Source organism: Streptomyces griseorubiginosus (assembly GCF_001514195.1).
Lineage (GTDB): Bacteria > Actinomycetota > Actinomycetes > Streptomycetales > Streptomycetaceae > Streptomyces > Streptomyces griseorubiginosus.
The window spans coordinates 388,075-402,557 of sequence record NZ_KQ948739.1 but is presented as its reverse complement, the minus strand read 5'-3'; the positions used below and the strand labels follow the sequence as shown (position 1 = coordinate 402,557).

14 protein-coding genes and 1 pseudogene are annotated in these 14,483 nt (G+C 72.7%); 11 read left to right on the top strand and 4 right to left on the bottom strand.

Annotated elements, in window-relative coordinates:
* The first annotated feature begins 16 nt into the window (after window positions 1-16).
* The 6 genes and pseudogenes from AQJ54_RS27590 (at window position 17) to AQJ54_RS27565 (ending at window position 7,398) form a co-directional block, all read left to right on the top strand.
* The gene (locus tag AQJ54_RS27590) at window positions 17-1,258 is read left to right on the top strand and encodes an MFS transporter (RefSeq protein WP_062241750.1); all 1,242 of its coding nucleotides are present in this window, start codon (window positions 17-19) and stop codon (window positions 1,256-1,258) included.
* A gap of 101 nt (window positions 1,259-1,359) precedes the next feature.
* Window positions 1,360-2,022, top strand: coding sequence for a hypothetical protein (locus tag AQJ54_RS27585; RefSeq protein WP_062241749.1), 663 nt, complete (start codon window positions 1,360-1,362; stop codon window positions 2,020-2,022).
* Window positions 2,009-2,767: pseudogene (locus tag AQJ54_RS27580) on the top strand (class F sortase); the annotation flags it as partial. The gene AQJ54_RS27585 and the pseudogene AQJ54_RS27580, both read left to right, overlap by 14 nt.
* A 496-nt stretch (window positions 2,768-3,263) precedes the next feature.
* Window positions 3,264-4,601 carry an ABC transporter ATP-binding protein gene (locus tag AQJ54_RS27575; protein ID WP_062241748.1) on the top strand — a complete coding sequence of 446 codons (1,338 nt, stop codon included), beginning with the start codon at window positions 3,264-3,266 and terminating at the stop codon, window positions 4,599-4,601.
* Between the two features lie 318 nt (window positions 4,602-4,919).
* Complete coding sequence (locus tag AQJ54_RS27570; RefSeq protein ID WP_062241747.1) at window positions 4,920-6,308, top strand: aldehyde dehydrogenase family protein; 1,389 nt, start codon at window positions 4,920-4,922, stop codon at window positions 6,306-6,308.
* 10 nt (window positions 6,309-6,318) lie between these two features.
* A complete protein-coding gene (locus AQJ54_RS27565; RefSeq protein ID WP_062241746.1) occupies window positions 6,319-7,398 on the top strand; it encodes a Zn-dependent alcohol dehydrogenase in 1,080 nt (359 codons plus the stop codon).
* A 26-nt stretch (window positions 7,399-7,424) separates the two neighbouring features.
* On the opposite strand, the gene AQJ54_RS27560 is transcribed toward AQJ54_RS27565, so the two are convergent.
* Together AQJ54_RS27560 and AQJ54_RS27555 are read right to left on the bottom strand one after the other, a co-directional pair.
* Complete coding sequence (locus AQJ54_RS27560) at window positions 7,425-8,369, bottom strand: DMT family transporter (protein WP_062028683.1); 945 nt, start codon at window positions 8,367-8,369, stop codon at window positions 7,425-7,427.
* A gap of 207 nt (window positions 8,370-8,576) precedes the next feature.
* The gene (locus AQJ54_RS27555; protein WP_062241745.1) at window positions 8,577-9,218 is read right to left on the bottom strand and encodes a TetR/AcrR family transcriptional regulator; all 642 of its coding nucleotides are present in this window, start codon (window positions 9,216-9,218) and stop codon (window positions 8,577-8,579) included.
* A gap of 76 nt (window positions 9,219-9,294) precedes the next feature.
* Here AQJ54_RS27555 and AQJ54_RS27550 point away from each other — a divergent pair, with 76 nt between their 5' ends.
* The 3 genes from AQJ54_RS27550 to AQJ54_RS27540 all read left to right on the top strand — a co-directional run bounded on the left by AQJ54_RS27550 (window position 9,295) and on the right by AQJ54_RS27540 (window position 11,807).
* The gene (locus tag AQJ54_RS27550; RefSeq protein WP_062028682.1) at window positions 9,295-10,449 is read left to right on the top strand and encodes an acyl-CoA dehydrogenase family protein; all 1,155 of its coding nucleotides are present in this window, start codon (window positions 9,295-9,297) and stop codon (window positions 10,447-10,449) included.
* A gap of 59 nt (window positions 10,450-10,508) precedes the next feature.
* Window positions 10,509-10,796, top strand: coding sequence for a YiaA/YiaB family inner membrane protein (locus tag AQJ54_RS27545; RefSeq protein ID WP_028809924.1), 288 nt, complete (start codon window positions 10,509-10,511; stop codon window positions 10,794-10,796).
* Window positions 10,797-11,180: 384 nt separating this feature from the next.
* Complete coding sequence (locus tag AQJ54_RS27540) at window positions 11,181-11,807, top strand: TetR/AcrR family transcriptional regulator (protein WP_062241744.1); 627 nt, start codon at window positions 11,181-11,183, stop codon at window positions 11,805-11,807.
* Window positions 11,808-11,849: 42 nt separating this feature from the next.
* Here AQJ54_RS27540 and AQJ54_RS27535 read toward each other — a convergent pair whose 3' ends face one another.
* Entirely contained in the window at window positions 11,850-12,311 is a 462-nt protein-coding gene (locus AQJ54_RS27535; protein WP_062241742.1) for a MaoC family dehydratase, read from the bottom strand.
* Between the two features lie 108 nt (window positions 12,312-12,419).
* On the opposite strand from AQJ54_RS27535, the gene soxR reads away from it, so the two are divergent.
* Both soxR and AQJ54_RS27525 read left to right on the top strand, forming a co-directional pair.
* Window positions 12,420-12,917, top strand: coding sequence for a redox-sensitive transcriptional activator SoxR (soxR, locus tag AQJ54_RS27530; RefSeq protein WP_062028677.1), 498 nt, complete (start codon window positions 12,420-12,422; stop codon window positions 12,915-12,917).
* A gap of 121 nt (window positions 12,918-13,038) precedes the next feature.
* Window positions 13,039-13,773, top strand: coding sequence for a hypothetical protein (locus AQJ54_RS27525; protein ID WP_062241740.1), 735 nt, complete (start codon window positions 13,039-13,041; stop codon window positions 13,771-13,773).
* Here the strand turns inward: AQJ54_RS27525 and AQJ54_RS27520 are convergent.
* A complete protein-coding gene (locus AQJ54_RS27520) occupies window positions 13,719-14,441 on the bottom strand; it encodes a 3-keto-5-aminohexanoate cleavage protein (protein WP_062241738.1) in 723 nt (240 codons plus the stop codon). The two genes, AQJ54_RS27525 and AQJ54_RS27520, sit on opposite strands and share 55 nt — an antisense overlap.
* Window positions 14,442-14,483: the final 42 nt, after the last annotated feature.

The window sequence follows — 14,483 nt, the reverse complement described above, 5'->3', positions numbered from 1 at the left end:
CCAGGGAGACTTGAACATGGCGCCCGGTGGGAACCGCGGCTGGCTGCTCCGCCTCGTCATCGCCTTCAGCTTCACGCAGGGGGCGGTGTCGATGGCACGGCCCGCCGTCTCCTACCGGGCCCTCGCGCTGGGCGCGGACGAACGCGCGATCGGTGTCATCGCCGGTGTGTACGCGCTGCTCCCGCTGTTCGCCGCCGTACCGCTGGGCCGCCGTACGGACCACGGGCGGTGTGCGCCGCTGCTGCCCGTGGGAGTGGTGCTCATCTCCGGCGGGTGCGCGCTGAGCGGGGTCGCCGACTCCCTGTGGACGATGGCGGTCTGGAGCGGGGTGATGGGGCTCGGCCACCTCTGCTTCGTCATCGGCTCCCAGTCCCTGGTCGCCCGCCAGTCCGCCCCGCACGAACAGGACCGCAACTTCGGCCACTTCACCATCGGCGTCTCCCTCGGCCAGCTGGTGGGCCCGCTCGCGGCAGGCGCGCTGATCGGCGGTTCCGACCGGGCGGGCACCAGCGCGCTCGCGCTGCTCGTCGCGGGCGCGGGGGCGGCGGTCTCGTTCACCTCGCTGTGGCGCATCGAGCACCGCGACACGGCGGCCACGTCCCGTAGCGGGCCGGGCGACCGGGTCCCCGTCGGACGCATCCTGCGCGCCAGGGGCGTACCCGGCGGGATCTTCGTGAGCCTGTCCGTGCTGTCCGCCACCGACATCCTCACCGCGTACCTCCCGGTGGTCGGCGAGCACCGGGGCATAGCTCCCTCGGTGATCGGTCTGCTGCTGAGCCTGCGCGCGGCGGCGACCATCGCCTGCCGTCTGGTGCTGACTCCGCTGCTACGGCTGCTGGGGCGCGCGGCGCTCCTCACCGTGACGTGTCTGCTGGGCGCCCTCCTGTGCGCGGGTGTCGCACTGCCGGTCCCGGGGTGGGCGCTGGCGGTGATGCTCGCGCTGCTCGGCTTCTGCCTCGGTGTCGGACAGCCCCTGTCGATGACGACGGTCGTCCAGGCCGCCCCCGACGGCGCCCGCTCCACCGCCCTCGCCCTGCGCCTGACCGGCAACCGCCTCGGCCAGGTCGCCGCACCGGCCACCGCGGGGCTGGTGGCGGGGGTCGCGGGAGTAGCGGCTCCGTTCGTGATGCTGGGCGGCCTGCTGCTGGTGTCGTCGGGAGTCGCGCTGCGCTCGGCGGCGCGGCGCGAGGAGGGGGCCGGACCGGCCGCGGGGGAGCGGCCGAAGCGCTCGGGATTGCGCCGCACGAGCGATATCTGACGGCGCGCCGGGCGTCGATGCGGCCGACCGCCGCACCCATGAAGCAGAGTCCTCGCGAAAGAACGATTTGTATGAAAATCGTCTGAATCGGAGGAGCGCGCATGCCCAGCCTGACACTCCCACGTGGTCTCCGCGCCCGCGCGGGTGCCACTGTCGTCCTCACCGCCCTCGCCGCGTCCGGCGCCTCCTGGGTGGCGGCACCGGCCGCCTCGGCCGCAGGAGAGAACGGTGACATCAGGATCCACCGCGTGGGTGTGCCCTTCGGCGTCTCGAAGGACGACCCCAGGGTCTGCAAGTTCTACCTGGATGCCGTCAACTTCGACACTCTCACCACCATCCCCTACACCATCACCCCCCAGCCTCCGTTGCCCACCGCCGCGACCGTGACCGGCGCCATCCAGCTCGCCGGAGGTGCCGGCCACACCGACCCGCTGGGCGTGGCGGACGGACAGTACAAGATCACGTGGATCGTGGCGGGTGTCACCAAGGAGAAGGTCTTCCGCGTCAACTGCCATGAGGCCAACCGCGACGGCGGGCGCCGTCCGGGCGACCAGATCGAGGACCGGCAGCAGGGCGGCGGCGCGGCCTGGGGTCAGAGCGACTCCAACGGCCCGAAGGGCGGTGTGCACGCGGGTGGCGGCGGTCTCGTCGACACCGCGGCCGCGTACGCGCCGGTGGCCGGCGCCGGCGCGGTCGGCCTGGTGGCGGTCGGCGGCGTCGCCTGGTTCCGGCAGAACCGCCGTCGGCCCCATGGCGCCGCGTAGGCGCAGACGCAGGCCCTGGTACCGGACCCGCGCCTACCGTCTCACCAGGACGGCCCTGCTCACGGTCGTCCTGGTGACGACGGGGGTGCGGTGCACGGCCGATGACGGGCCGCCCCTGCCGGACGGGGCCGGCGGCCCGGACGCCGTGGCGGCCGCCGGCTCGGGCGCCGGCCCGGATGCGAAGGTGGCCGGTGGGCCGGGAGCGGCCGTGGGGTCGACTCCCTCGGCCCGCCGCCCGCCGCGGAGCACCCCGCCGCGCATGCCCCCGCCGCGCCCGTTGTCCCGGTCCCGGCCGACGTCCCTGCGCATTCCGTCCCTGGGCATCAACGCCCCGGTCATGGGCCTCGGGCTCATCAAGGGCCGGGAGCTGGCGACACCGCCGGTCGACAAGCCGAAGCTCGTGGGCTGGTACGAGGGCGGCCCGACCCCCGGTGAGCCCGGCACGGCGATCGCCGTGGGCCACCGCGACACCAGGACCGGCCCCGCCGTCTTCGCCGCCCTCGCCGAGGTGAAGCCCGGCAAGCTCATCGAGGCGCGGCGCGCGGACGGCCGTACCGCCGTCTACGCCGTGGACCGGGTGAAGGTCTTCGACAAGGCGGGCTTCCCCGACAAGGAGGTCTACGGCCGGTCCCGGCGCCCGGAACTGCGCGTGATCACCTGCGGCGGGCTCTTCACGAGACGGACGGGCTACACCAGCAACGTCGTGGTCTTCGCCCACCTCGTCCGGACCCGCGAGCCCCGGCCCGGCCCGACCCGGTCCACCGGGCTCCGCAGTCCCGGGCCGACAGGTTCCGGGCCCGCCAGTCCCGGGCTCCAGAGCCCCGGGTCCTCAAGTCCTGGGTCCTCAAGTCCCGGCTTCCAGAGCCCCGGATCCGCAAGTACCGGACTCCAGAGCCCCGGGCCCGCAAGTCCCGGGTCCTCGAACGCCGGGCTCCCAGGTCCCGGCTCGCGTGCCCCCGATCCCTCGGACAACGGGCCCCGGAGCTCCGTGCCGCAAGGTGCCGACCCCCGGAATCGCGAGCCCGAGATCCCCGTGTGGCAGCTGTCCACGAACGTGGCGGTTCGCTGAACCAGGTCGTCCGCTTTCTCAGGGACTGGACGGGAGTGCCGGATCCCGTCCGGTCCCTTCCCCCCACCGGGTGCGTTCCGTTAACTTCCGTGACCCACAGCCCCGTGCGAGCCGTCCGGGGTCGTCCGAACGCGGAGCACCAACGCCTGAGTCAGCCCCCGGGGGCACTGCCATGACACGCTCCATCTCCCTGCACGACGTGAGCAAGACGTACACCCGAGGCACCCGGGTGGTGGACCGTCTCACGCTCGACATCGCGCCCGGCGAGTTCCTCGTCCTGCTCGGCCCCTCCGGCTGCGGCAAGTCCACCGTCCTGCGCATGATCGCCGGGCTGGAGGAGATCACCGAGGGCGAACTCAGGCTCGACGGCGAGTACGCCAACGACCTGGGGCCCGCCGAGCGGCGCATGGCGATGGTGTTCCAGAACTTCGCCCTCTACCCGAACATGACGACCCGCGCGAACATCGGCTTCCCGCTGCGCATCGAGGCCCCTGGCGCGGACCCGCGCCCGCGGGTGGACGCCACCGCCCGCATGCTGGGCATCGAGGACCTCCTCGACCGCTACCCGGCCCAGCTCTCCGGCGGTGAACGCCAGCGCGTGGCGATGGGCCGGGCCATCTCCCGCCACCCCTCCGCCTTCCTGATGGACGAGCCGCTGTCCAACCTCGACGCCAAGCTCCGCAACCACCTGCGCGCCGAGATAGCGAGCCTCACCCGCGAACTGGGCGTCACCACCGTCTACGTCACCCACGACCAGGCCGAGGCCATGTCGCTGGGCGACCGGGTCGCCGTGATGCGCGGGGGAGTCCTCCAGCAGGTCGACTCCCCGCGCTCGGTGTACGCCCTGCCCCGCAACGTCTTCGTCGCCGCGTTCATCGGCACCCCGCGCATCAACCTCCTGCGCGGCCTGGTCCGGGCCCCGCTGGACGGGGCCATGACCATCAGCCTCGGCAAGCAGTACCTGCGGCTGCCCGAACCGCTTTCCCTGGACCACCAGTTGCTCCGCGTCCAGCAGGGCCGTGAGGTCATCGTCGGGCTGCGTTCGGAGGCCGTCCGCATCGCCCACCCCGGCTCCGCCCGGCCGGGCGAGATGCCGATCACCGGGCTGGTCGAGCACGTGGAGTTCCAGGGGCACGAGGTCCTCGTCCACTTCAACACCGGTTCCCGTCCGGCCCACGTCCCCGACCTGGAGGCCGCGCGGCCCACCGCCCGCCCGGCGGCCCGGCGCCGCCGCGACGGCACCGTCCTGAACCGCCTAAGAGAGCGCGCCGGCTCCCTGCGGGCGGGCCCGGTCGTGGTCCTGGACGACGCGCCGGAGCCCGGTCCCGGCGCCACACCGCCCGACCCCCGCCTCCCCGGCGACCTGGTCGTCCGCACCACCCCGGACATCGACCTCCGCCGCGGCATGCAGGTCCCCCTCCTCGTCGACATCTCCCACCTGTTCGTCTTCGACCAGCACGGCGAACGCATCTGCCCGTCCCCGGACCACCTGCCGGACCTGGACGAGTGAACTCCGTGCGCGCCGAAGGGGCTTGGCACCGGACAGGCCCTGGGCGGTGCGATGCGACCGCACCTCACCAGTACCGGGGCGGTCCTGAACCAGTGCCGGGGCGGTCCTGAACCAGTTCCAGGGCCGTCCTGATCGTCGCCCGTACATCGACACACAGCTCTTCGCCGGCACCGAACGGCCCGACGAGCGGCCGCGGGCCGACTTCTGATCTCCTGGGGTCGTCCGGCCCGCCCTGGCGTCGAAAAACTATCGCCGCTAGTTTGTGGGCTGGACTATGTGAGCCGGACGACGACACGGCCCAGCCCGGGAGGACGCACCATGAAGGCGCACGACGGCATGTACATCGACGGCGAGTGGCGCCCGGCCACCGGACCGGACGTGATCGAGGTCGTGAACCCGGCCGACGAACAGGTCATCGGGCGGGTCCCGGCGGGCACCGCCGAGGACGTCGACCTCGCCGTACGGGCCGCCCTCGCCGCCCTCCCGGCCTGGGCCGCCACCGCTCCGGCCGAGCGGGCCGCCCGGCTGGCCGCCCTCCGGGACGTGCTGGCCGCCCGCAAGGACGAGATCGCCGAGACGGTCACCGCCGAACTCGGCTCGCCGCTGAAGTTCTCGCAGAACGTCCACGCGGCCGTCCCCGTCGCGGTCGCCGGCTCCTACGCCGAGCTGGCCGCGACCCACCCGTTCGAGGAGAAGGTCGGCAACTCCACGGTCCACCTGGAACCGGTCGGTGTGGTGGCCGCGATCACCCCCTGGAACTACCCGCTGCACCAGATCGTCGCCAAGGTCGCCCCGGCGCTGGCGGCGGGCTGCACGGTGGTCCTGAAGCCCGCCGAGGACACCCCGCTGGTCGCCCAGCTCTTCGCCGAGGCGGTCCATGAGGCGGGCGTCCCGGCCGGTGTCTTTAACCTGGTCACCGGCCTCGGCCCGGTCGCCGGACAGGCCCTCGCCGAGCACCCCGGGGTCGACCTGGTCTCCTTCACCGGCTCCACCGCCGTCGGCCGGCAGATCGGCGCGACCGCCGGTGCCGCGCTCAAGAAGGTCGCCCTGGAGCTCGGCGGCAAGTCCGCCAACGTCATCCTGCCGAGCGCCGACCTCGCCAAGGCCGTCAACGTCGGCGTCGCCAACGTCATGTCCAACTCCGGCCAGACATGCAGTGCCTGGACCCGGATGCTGGTCCACCGGGACCAGTACGAGGAGGCCGTCGAGCTGGCCGCCGCCGCTGCCGCGAAGTACGGCGAGCGCATCGGCCCCGTCGTCAACGCCAAGCAGCAGGCACGGGTGCGCGGTTACATCGAGAAGGGCGTGGCCGAGGGTGCCCGGCTGGTCGCCGGTGGCCCCGAATCCCCGCGAGATCAGGGCTACTTCGTCGCCCCGACGGTCTTCGCCGACGTGACGTCCGAGATGACGATCGCCCAGGAGGAGATCTTCGGCCCGGTCCTGTCGATCCTGCGCTACGAGGACGAGGAGGACGCCCTGCGCATCGCCAACGGCACGGTGTACGGCCTCGCGGGCGCCGTCTGGGCCGGTGAGGAGGCGGAGGCGGTGGCCTTCGCGCGCAGGATGGACACCGGCCAGGTCGACATCAACGGCGGCCGCTTCAACCCCCTTGCCCCCTTCGGCGGTTACAAGCAGTCCGGCGTCGGCCGCGAGCTCGGCTCGCACGGCCTCACCGAGTACCTCCAGACCAAGTCCCTCCAGTTCTAGGAGCCTTCACGTGGTTCGCGCAGCAGTCCTTCCCGCCGTAGGCGCTCCCCTGGAGGTCACCGACATCGAGCTCCCGGACCCCGGCCCCGGCCAGGTCCGGGTCCGGCTCGCCGCCGCCGGGGTCTGCCACTCCGACCTGTCCCTCTCCAACGGCACCATGCGCGTCCCCGTCCCGGCCGTCCTCGGCCACGAGGGCGCGGGGACGGTCGTCGCCGTGGGCGAGGGCGTCACCGGTGTGGCGCCCGGCGCCGGAGTCGTCCTCAACTGGGCTCCCTCCTGCGGCAGTTGCCACGCCTGCTCGCTCGGCGAGGTCTGGCTGTGCGCCAACGCCCTCAAGGGTGCCGCCGACGTCTACGCCCGCACCGCCGACGGCACCGACCTCCACCCTGGCCTGAACGTCGCCGCGTTCGCCGAGGAGACGGTCGTCCCGCAGTCCTGCCTCCTGCCCCTCCCCGACGGCATCCCGCTCACCGACGCGGCCCTCCTGGGCTGTGCCGTCCTCACCGGCTACGGCGCCGTCCACCACGCCTCCCGGGTCCGCGAGGGCGAGACGGTCGCGGTGTACGGCGTCGGGGGCGTGGGCCTGGCCGCGCTCCAGGCGGCCCGGATCGCCGGTGCCTCGCGGATCGTCGCGGTCGATGTCTCCCCGGAGAAGGAGGAGTTGGCGCGCGCCGCCGGAGCCACCGACTACGTGATCGCCTCGGAGAACACCGCCCGCGAGATCAGGGGTCTCACCGGAAAGCAGGGCGTCGATGTCGCCGTCGAGTGCGTCGGCCGCGCCTCCACCATCCGCACGGCCTGGGACTCCACCCGCCGCGGCGGCCGTACGACGGTCGTCGGCATCGGCGGCAAGGACCAGCAGGTCACCTTCAACGCCCTGGAGATCTTCCACTGGGGACGGACCCTCGCGGGCTGCGTCTACGGCAACTCCGACCCCGCCCAGGACCTGCCGGTGCTCGCCGAGCACGTCCGGGCGGGCCGCCTGGACCTCGGGATGCTGGTGACCGAGCGGATCGCCCTGGACGGCATCCCGGCGGCCTTCGACAACATGCTGGCGGGCAAGGGCGGCAGGGCGTTGGTCGTGTTCTGACCCACGGTCCTCGCGGACGGGGTCCTTTACGAGGAGTCCGAGGCCTTCTCGGGCTGCGGAACCGGTGCCGTCACGGTCACCAGGCCCGCGGCGTTCCGGTTCCGGGACCGCGACACCGCCACGCCCGCCAGGCACAGCGCCCCGCCCGCGAGGGTGAGCAGCCCGGGGACCTCGCCGAGCGCCAGCCAGGACATCAGGACGACCAGGGCGGGCACCGCGTACGTGGTCGCGCCCATCCGGCTGGCCGTCGTACGGGCGAGGGCGTAGGCCCAGGTGGTGAAGGCCAGGGCGGTCGGGAAGACGCCCAGGTAGACCATGTTGAGCGTGGCGGAGGCGGGGGCGTGGGCCGCCTCCGACACCAGCTGCCCGGCGAACGGCAGGCAGACGACGGCCCCGACCAGGCAGCCGAACGTCGTCACCTGGAGGGGACTCGCCGACCCGAGGGCGGGCTTCTGGGCGACGACCCCGCCCGCGTAGGCGATCGCCGCGAGCAGGCACAGCACCACGCCGAGCACGGAGGAGCCGCCCTCGTCCGTCATCGACAGGCCCACGGTGACCGCGCCCGCGAAGGACACCGCCATGCCGGCCAGCAGCCGGGGCGGCATCGCGTCGCCGAGCAGTCGGGCGCCGAGCAGGGCGATCAGCAGGGGGCCGATGTTGACGACCAGGGCGGCGGTGCCCGCGTCGACCTGCTGTTCGCCCCAGTTCAGGACGACCATGTAGAAGCCGAACCAGAGGATGCCGGAGACGGCGATGCCTCGCCAGGCCTCGCGCGGCGGAAGGCCTTCCCGCCGCACCAGGCAGAGCACGCCCAGGGCGAGTGCGCCGGACAGGAGCCGGCCGAGGGCCAGGGCGCCGGGGGAGTAGGCCTCGCCCGCGCTGCGGATGGAGACGAAGGCGGAGGCCCACAGGACGACGGTGACGGTGGCTGCGCCGGCTGCCAGCAGTTCGGTGCGGCGGGGGTTCATCATGCTTCCGAGGGTAGGAAGGCGCGGGGCCGAAAAGCTCGCGGATTTCGGACGGCTGCGTTGCCGTGCCGGTGCCAACGCCGGTGCTTGAGTGCCCGTTCCCATGCCCGTGCCGGTGCTTGTGTGCCTGTGCCTGTGCCCGTGCCGACCCCGCGCTGGACCGCGGACGTACCGGTGGCGGCCCCGGAGTTCCTCTGCCGGCAGGCGCCGCTACGCGGTGCGTCCGACCTGCTCGTACTGCTGGGCCAGCCCCTCCAGCAGGGCGCCGAGGCCCGTCTCGAAGGCCCGCTCGTCGATCTTCTCCTGCTGTTCCGCGAGCAGGTGGGCCTGGCCGAGGTGGGGGTAGTCGGCCGGGTCGTACGCGCTGGCGTCGTCCACGAAGCCGCCCGCGAAGGAGCCGAGGGCCGAGCCCATGATGAAGTACCGCATCAGCGCGCCGATGGACGTGGCCTGGGCCGGGGGCCAGCCCGCGTCGACCATCGCGCCGTAGACCGCGTCGGCGAGCCGGAGTCCCGCGGGACGTCGGCCGGGGCCCTGGGCCAGGACCGGGACGATGTTGGGGTGGTCGCGCAGGGCGGAGCGGTAGGAGACGGCCCAGTCGTGCAGGGCGGTCCGCCACGGCCGGCCGTCCTGGAACATCGACAGGTCGACCTGGGCGCTCACCGAGTCGGCGACCGCCTCCAGGATCTCGTCCTTCGTGCGGAAGTGGTTGTACAGCGACGGGCCGCTGACCCCGAGCTCCGCGGCGAGCCGGCGGGTGGAGAGGCCCGCCAGACCCTCGGTGTCCACGAGCGCGCGGGCCGTCTCGACGATCCGGTCGGTGCTGAGGAGGGGCTTGCGCGGTCGGGCCATGGCGCACATAGTAGGGCGGCGGAAGCTAAACTAGCAGTGCTAATTTAAAGGTGTCCTTCTCAAGTGAGGTGATCTCGTGGTCGACCTGGGGCTCAGCGAGGAGCAGACCGCCGTCCGGCGGCTGGCGCGGGACTTCGTGGACCGTGAGATCGCTCCCCATGTCGTGGCCTGGGATCGCGCCGAAGAAGTGGACCGTTCGATCGTCAAGAAACTCGGCGAGGTCGGGTTCCTCGGGCTGACGATCGACGAGGAGTACGGCGGCTCGGGCGGTGACCATCTCGCGTACTGCCTGGTCACCGAGGAGCTCGGGCGGGGCGACTCCTCCGTGCGCGGGATCGTGTCGGTCTCCCTGGGGCTGGTCGCCAAGACGGTCGCGGCCTGGGGGAGCGAGGAGCAGAAGCGGCGCTGGCTGCCGGGGCTCACCTCCGGGGAGTACGTCGGCTGCTTCGGCCTCACCGAGCCCGGGACCGGCTCCGACGCGGGCAACCTCGCCACCCGCGCGGTGCGGGACGGCGACGAGTACGTCATCGACGGCACCAAGATGTTCATCACCAACGGCACGTGGGCCGACGTGGTGCTCCTGTTCGCCCGCTCGACGGACGCGCCCGGCCACAAGGGCGTCTCCGCGTTCCTGGTCCCGACCGACACCCCCGGTCTGACCCGCCGGACCGTCCACGGCAAGCTCGGCCTGCGCGGACAGGCGACCGCCGAACTCGTCCTGGAGGGGGTGCGGGTGCCGGCCTCCGCGATGCTGGCACCCGAGGGCAAGGGGTTCTCCGTCGCGATGTCCGCGCTGGCCAAGGGGCGGATGTCGGTGGCGGCGGGATGTGTGGGGATCGCGCAGGCCGCGCTGGACGCGGCGGTCCGGTACGCCGGTGAGCGCGAGCAGTTCGGCAAGCCGATCGCGGGGCACCAGCTGGTCCAGGAGCTGATCAGCGACATCGCCGTGGACGTGGACGCGGCCCGACTGCTGACCTGGCGGGTCGCCGATCTGATCGACCGCGGCCTGCCCTTCGCCGTGGAGTCCTCCAAGGCCAAGCTGTTCGCCTCGGAGGCCGCGGTGCGGGCCGCGAACAACGCGGTGCAGGTGTTCGGCGGATACGGCTACATAGACGAGTACCCGGTGGGCAAACTGCTGCGGGACGCGCGCGTGATGACCCTGTACGAGGGCACGAGCCAGATCCAGAAGCTGGTGATCGGGCGCGCGTTGACCGGTGTGTCGGCGTTCTGAGTACGGGATGAGTATCTGAGCGGATGTGGCCGGGGTCGCCGCAGTCCGAGACTCTGTCCATGAGTGAGACACCGGTCAAGCAGCAGAACACCGCGGCCTTCTACGGACAGGCCGTGGCCTCCTTCGGTGTGGCCATGGCGGCCACGGCCATCGGCATCTTCCGGCTGAACGCGGATGCCTGGGTGCGGGGGTTCCTCGCCATCGCCGTCCTGTACCTCGTCACCTCCGCCTTCACCCTGGCCAAGGTGATCCGTGACCGCCAGGAGGCCGGCCAGATCGTCAGCCGCGTCGACCAGGCCCGCCTGGAGAAGCTCCTCGCCGAACACGACCCCTTCGAGAAGCTCTGAGGCTCCGCCGTCACCGGCCCTCCGCGTGCCGCCACCTGCGGAGGGCGGGGATGACGGCCGCCTTGAGGTGCGCACGGGCCCGTCCTTCCCCGGAAGCACGCCCTTGGCGTGGTGGACGACGTCGAGCCGCCCCTCGCGTCGCCGCCGTACTCGGCCGCCGTCCAGCGGCCTGTGGGGGCATCCTCGGCCGGGCCCCGTCGGGCGATGTGAACTCCGGCCCCGCCGACCCGGTGATCGGCGTCCGCGTCCCATGCCCGCCACGTGCCACCTGTCCTCCCCGCCCTGTCGGCCCTCCCGCGGTCCCCCCGTCCGAGCGGGGAGGCTAAGCGGTTGCTCAGGTTCGGCGGTATGGTGGGGGTTCTGAACGGTGGAGAGGGGTGTGCGATGAGCACGGCGGAGGAGACGGCCGGCGGCGAGACGTCGGCGTGGGGTGAGGTCACGCCCGACGCGGCGCGGCGGCTGCTCGTCGCCGCGGTGGAGGCGTTCGCCGAGCGCGGCTACCACGCCACCACGACCCGCGACATCGCCGGCCGGGCCGGAATGAGCCCCGCCGCGCTCTACATCCACTACAAGACCAAGGAAGAACTGCTCCACCGCATCAGCCGGATCGGGCACACCAAGGCCCTGGAGATCCTCCAGGTCGCCGCCCGCCGCGAGGGCACCGCCACCGAGCGGCTGACCGACGCCGTGAGCTCGTTCGTCCGCTGGCACGCCGGCGGCCGTACCACCGCCCGGGTCGTCCAGTACGAACTCGACTCCCTCGGCCCCGACGCCCGCGCCGAGATCCTCGACCTGCGCCGCCAGTGCGACGCCGTGGTGCGCGGGATCATCGAGGACGGCATCGCCTCCGGCGAGTTCGACGTCCTCGACGTCAAGGGCACCACCCTCGCCGTGATGTCGCTCTGCATCGACGTGGCCCGCTGGTTCAACGTCGACGGGCCGTGGACCCCCGACGAGGTCGGCGCGCTCGACGCCGACCTCGTGCTGCGGATGGTGGGGGCGGCGAAGTAGCCCCCATGGGCCCCTGCGACAGCCCCGCCGGTAGTACCGCGTCTACAGGTAGTACCGCGACACCGACTCCGCCACGCACACCGGCTTGTCCCCGCCCTCGCGCTCCACGCTGAAGGCCACGGTGACCTGCACCCCGCCCGCGACGTCGTCGACTCCGGTGATCCGCGCGGTGGCGCGCAGCCGGGAGCCGACGGGCACCGGCGCGGGGAAACGCACCTTGTTCGTCCCGTAGTTGACGCCCATCTTCACGCCCTCGACCTTGATCAGCTGGGGCCCGAAGAGCGGCAGCAGGGAGAGCGTGAGGTAGCCGTGCGCGATGGTCGTGCCGAAGGGCCCCGCGGCGGCCTTCTCCGGGTCGACGTGGATCCACTGGTGGTCGCCGGTGGCCTCCGCGAACAGGTCGATGCGCTTCTGGTCGACCTCCAGCCAGTCGGTGTACCCCAGCTCCTCGCCCACCGCCGCCTTCAGGTCGTCCGCACCCGTGAAGATCCTCGGCTCTGCCATGTCCCGGCCTCCTCGCCCCATCATGTCTAAGCGACTGCTTAGCATGGTCGGCCGGAGAGCCCCTGTCAACGGACTCGCGGCGGTGGCGGCATGGGTAGGGTTCGAGGGGTGCCCCAGATTCCCGAGAAGATCCACGAGCTCACGGTCGGCCAGCTCGCCGCGCGCAGCGGCGCCGCCGTCTCCGCCCTGCACTTCTACGAGTCCAAGGGGCTGATCAGCAGCCGCCGCACCACGGGCAACCAGCGCCGCTACTCCCGTGACGCGCTGCGCCGGGTCGCCTTCGTCCGGGCCGCGCAGCGGGTCGGCATCCCGCTGGCCACGATCCGCGACGCCCTCTCCGAGCTCCCCGAGGAACGCACCCCCACCCGTGAGGACTGGGCCCGGCTCTCCGAGGCCTGGCGCTCCGAACTGGACGAGCGCATCAAGCAGTTGAACCGTCTGCGCGACCATCTCACCGACTGCATCAGCTGCGGCTGCCTCTCCCTCGACACCTGCGTGCTGTCCAACCCGGACGACGTCTTCGGCGACCGTCACACGGGGTCTCGCCTGCTGGTGCAGCAGAGCGGGGAACGGCGACCGAAAGGGGCGGCGGGGGAGTGCTGTTGAGCCACGGTGGCGGTCACTGCGTCCCGGGGAAATCGCTGGCTCCCCCTTCGAGGGCCTGGTAGCGTCGCGATCTTCGGTCGGCGGCGACACCGCGGCCGGAGTCCTGACGGGACCAACTCCCATGACCTCAACGGCCCTTGCCGCGGCCCTCGCCGACATCGACACCGTGTTCAACGGCTTCGCGAGCCCCACCGAGACCGGCTGCGAGCGGTGTTACGGGCCCGAGGAGATCGCGTATCTGCGTACGCCGTACACGCGCGTGCCCGCCGATCTGGTCCGCCGGTTCGTGTTCGAGAGCCCCGGTCACTTCGAGGACCACCCGGCGGTGATGCGTCGCCTCCTCCCGCAGACCGCGCACGCCATGGCCGACGGCAGTCTGGACGGCATCGGCTGGGCCTGGCACGGCCTGAGCCGCGTCGACTGGCGGGCCTGGCCGCCCCGGCAGGCCGGAGCCGTCGAGGCGTTCGTGCTGGCCTGGTGGGACGACACCCTCACGAACCCCGAGCCGCCGTACCCCGTCCACGACGTGTTCGAGACGTGCGCCATGATCCTGGACGACATGACCCCGCTCCTCGACCGCTTCCGGGACGGGCCCGCCGTCGAGGCGCACCTGGTGAGCTGTGCGAAGGACTGGCTGTACCACCTGATCACCGACGGTTCGCCGTGGCTCTGGTGGATCCAGGACGACGAGGGCTCCGCGGTCGCCGCCCTCCGGTCCTGGCTGGCCGCCCATGCCCCCGCCCGCCTCCGCGCCTGCGGCGAGGCCGACCTGGCCGTCCAGGCCGAACTCCTCGCCCTGCCCTACGACGAGCGCTGGGCGCACCCGTACTGGACCAGCCCCTCGGACACCAACTGAGCGTTGGACACGGCCCGTTGCCCGTCCGGCAGGACCAGCGTGTCCTCCAGGCCCACCCGGGTCGCGAGCCCCAGCCGTCCGGCCAGCCGCAGCACCGGCCAGGCTCCGGCGTCCTCGCCGTGCAGCAGCACCGGGCGGCCGTGAGCCGGGCCCAGGTCGGCGAGGAGGCGGTGCGCTGCGGTCTCGGCCGCCTCCGTGTCGGTCACCTCCGCGAGCACCCGCAGCACCCTCGGTCCGAGCGGTGACCTCGCGAACCGGGCCGCCGCGTCGGTCCCCGACCAGACCCCGGCCTCCACGCCCACCCCGCGCTCGATCAGGGCGGCCGCCACCGACTCGGCACCCGGCTCGTGCCAGTTGACCGAGGCGTGGTCGGGCAGCACGGTCCACTCCCGGACGCGCGCGACCCGGGCGGCGGGGTCCGGCTCGGACCAGGCGCCGGTGGTCACACCGACCGGGACCGACACCAGGGCCCGGATCGCCTCCAGCGTCGCCGCGACCACACGCGGCGACAGGCTGTCCTGTCCGCACGGTGTCTTGGGGTGGACATGGATGTCCGTCGCGCCTGCCGCGACGGCTTCGGCCGCCGACCGGGCCATGGCCTCGGGCGTCAGCGGTACCGCCGTCCCGTCGGCCGCCCCACGCGGACCGTTCAGACACACCTGCACCATCCCCCGATGATGCCAGCCGGCACCGACAGTCCCGCCGGGCCC

Excerpts from the sequence above, each read along its gene's own strand:
- AQJ54_RS27590 (WP_062241750.1), top strand. The coding sequence starts at position 17 with ATGGCGCCCGGTGGGAACCGCGGCTGGCTGCTCCGCCTCGTCATCGCC.
- AQJ54_RS27585 (WP_062241749.1), top strand. The coding sequence starts at position 1,360 with ATGCCCAGCCTGACACTCCCACGTGGTCTCCGCGCCCGCGCGGGTGCC.
- AQJ54_RS27575 (WP_062241748.1), top strand. The coding sequence starts at position 3,264 with ATGACACGCTCCATCTCCCTGCACGACGTGAGCAAGACGTACACCCGA.
- AQJ54_RS27570 (WP_062241747.1), top strand. The coding sequence starts at position 4,920 with ATGAAGGCGCACGACGGCATGTACATCGACGGCGAGTGGCGCCCGGCC.
- AQJ54_RS27560 (WP_062028683.1), bottom strand. The coding sequence starts at position 8,369 with ATGATGAACCCCCGCCGCACCGAACTGCTGGCAGCCGGCGCAGCCACC.
- AQJ54_RS27555 (WP_062241745.1), bottom strand. The coding sequence starts at position 9,218 with ATGGCCCGACCGCGCAAGCCCCTCCTCAGCACCGACCGGATCGTCGAG.
- AQJ54_RS27545 (WP_028809924.1), top strand. The coding sequence starts at position 10,509 with ATGAGTGAGACACCGGTCAAGCAGCAGAACACCGCGGCCTTCTACGGA.
- AQJ54_RS27540 (WP_062241744.1), top strand. The coding sequence starts at position 11,181 with ATGAGCACGGCGGAGGAGACGGCCGGCGGCGAGACGTCGGCGTGGGGT.
- AQJ54_RS27535 (WP_062241742.1), bottom strand. The coding sequence starts at position 12,311 with ATGGCAGAGCCGAGGATCTTCACGGGTGCGGACGACCTGAAGGCGGCG.
- AQJ54_RS27525 (WP_062241740.1), top strand. The coding sequence starts at position 13,039 with ATGACCTCAACGGCCCTTGCCGCGGCCCTCGCCGACATCGACACCGTG.
- AQJ54_RS27520 (WP_062241738.1), bottom strand. The coding sequence starts at position 14,441 with ATGGTGCAGGTGTGTCTGAACGGTCCGCGTGGGGCGGCCGACGGGACG.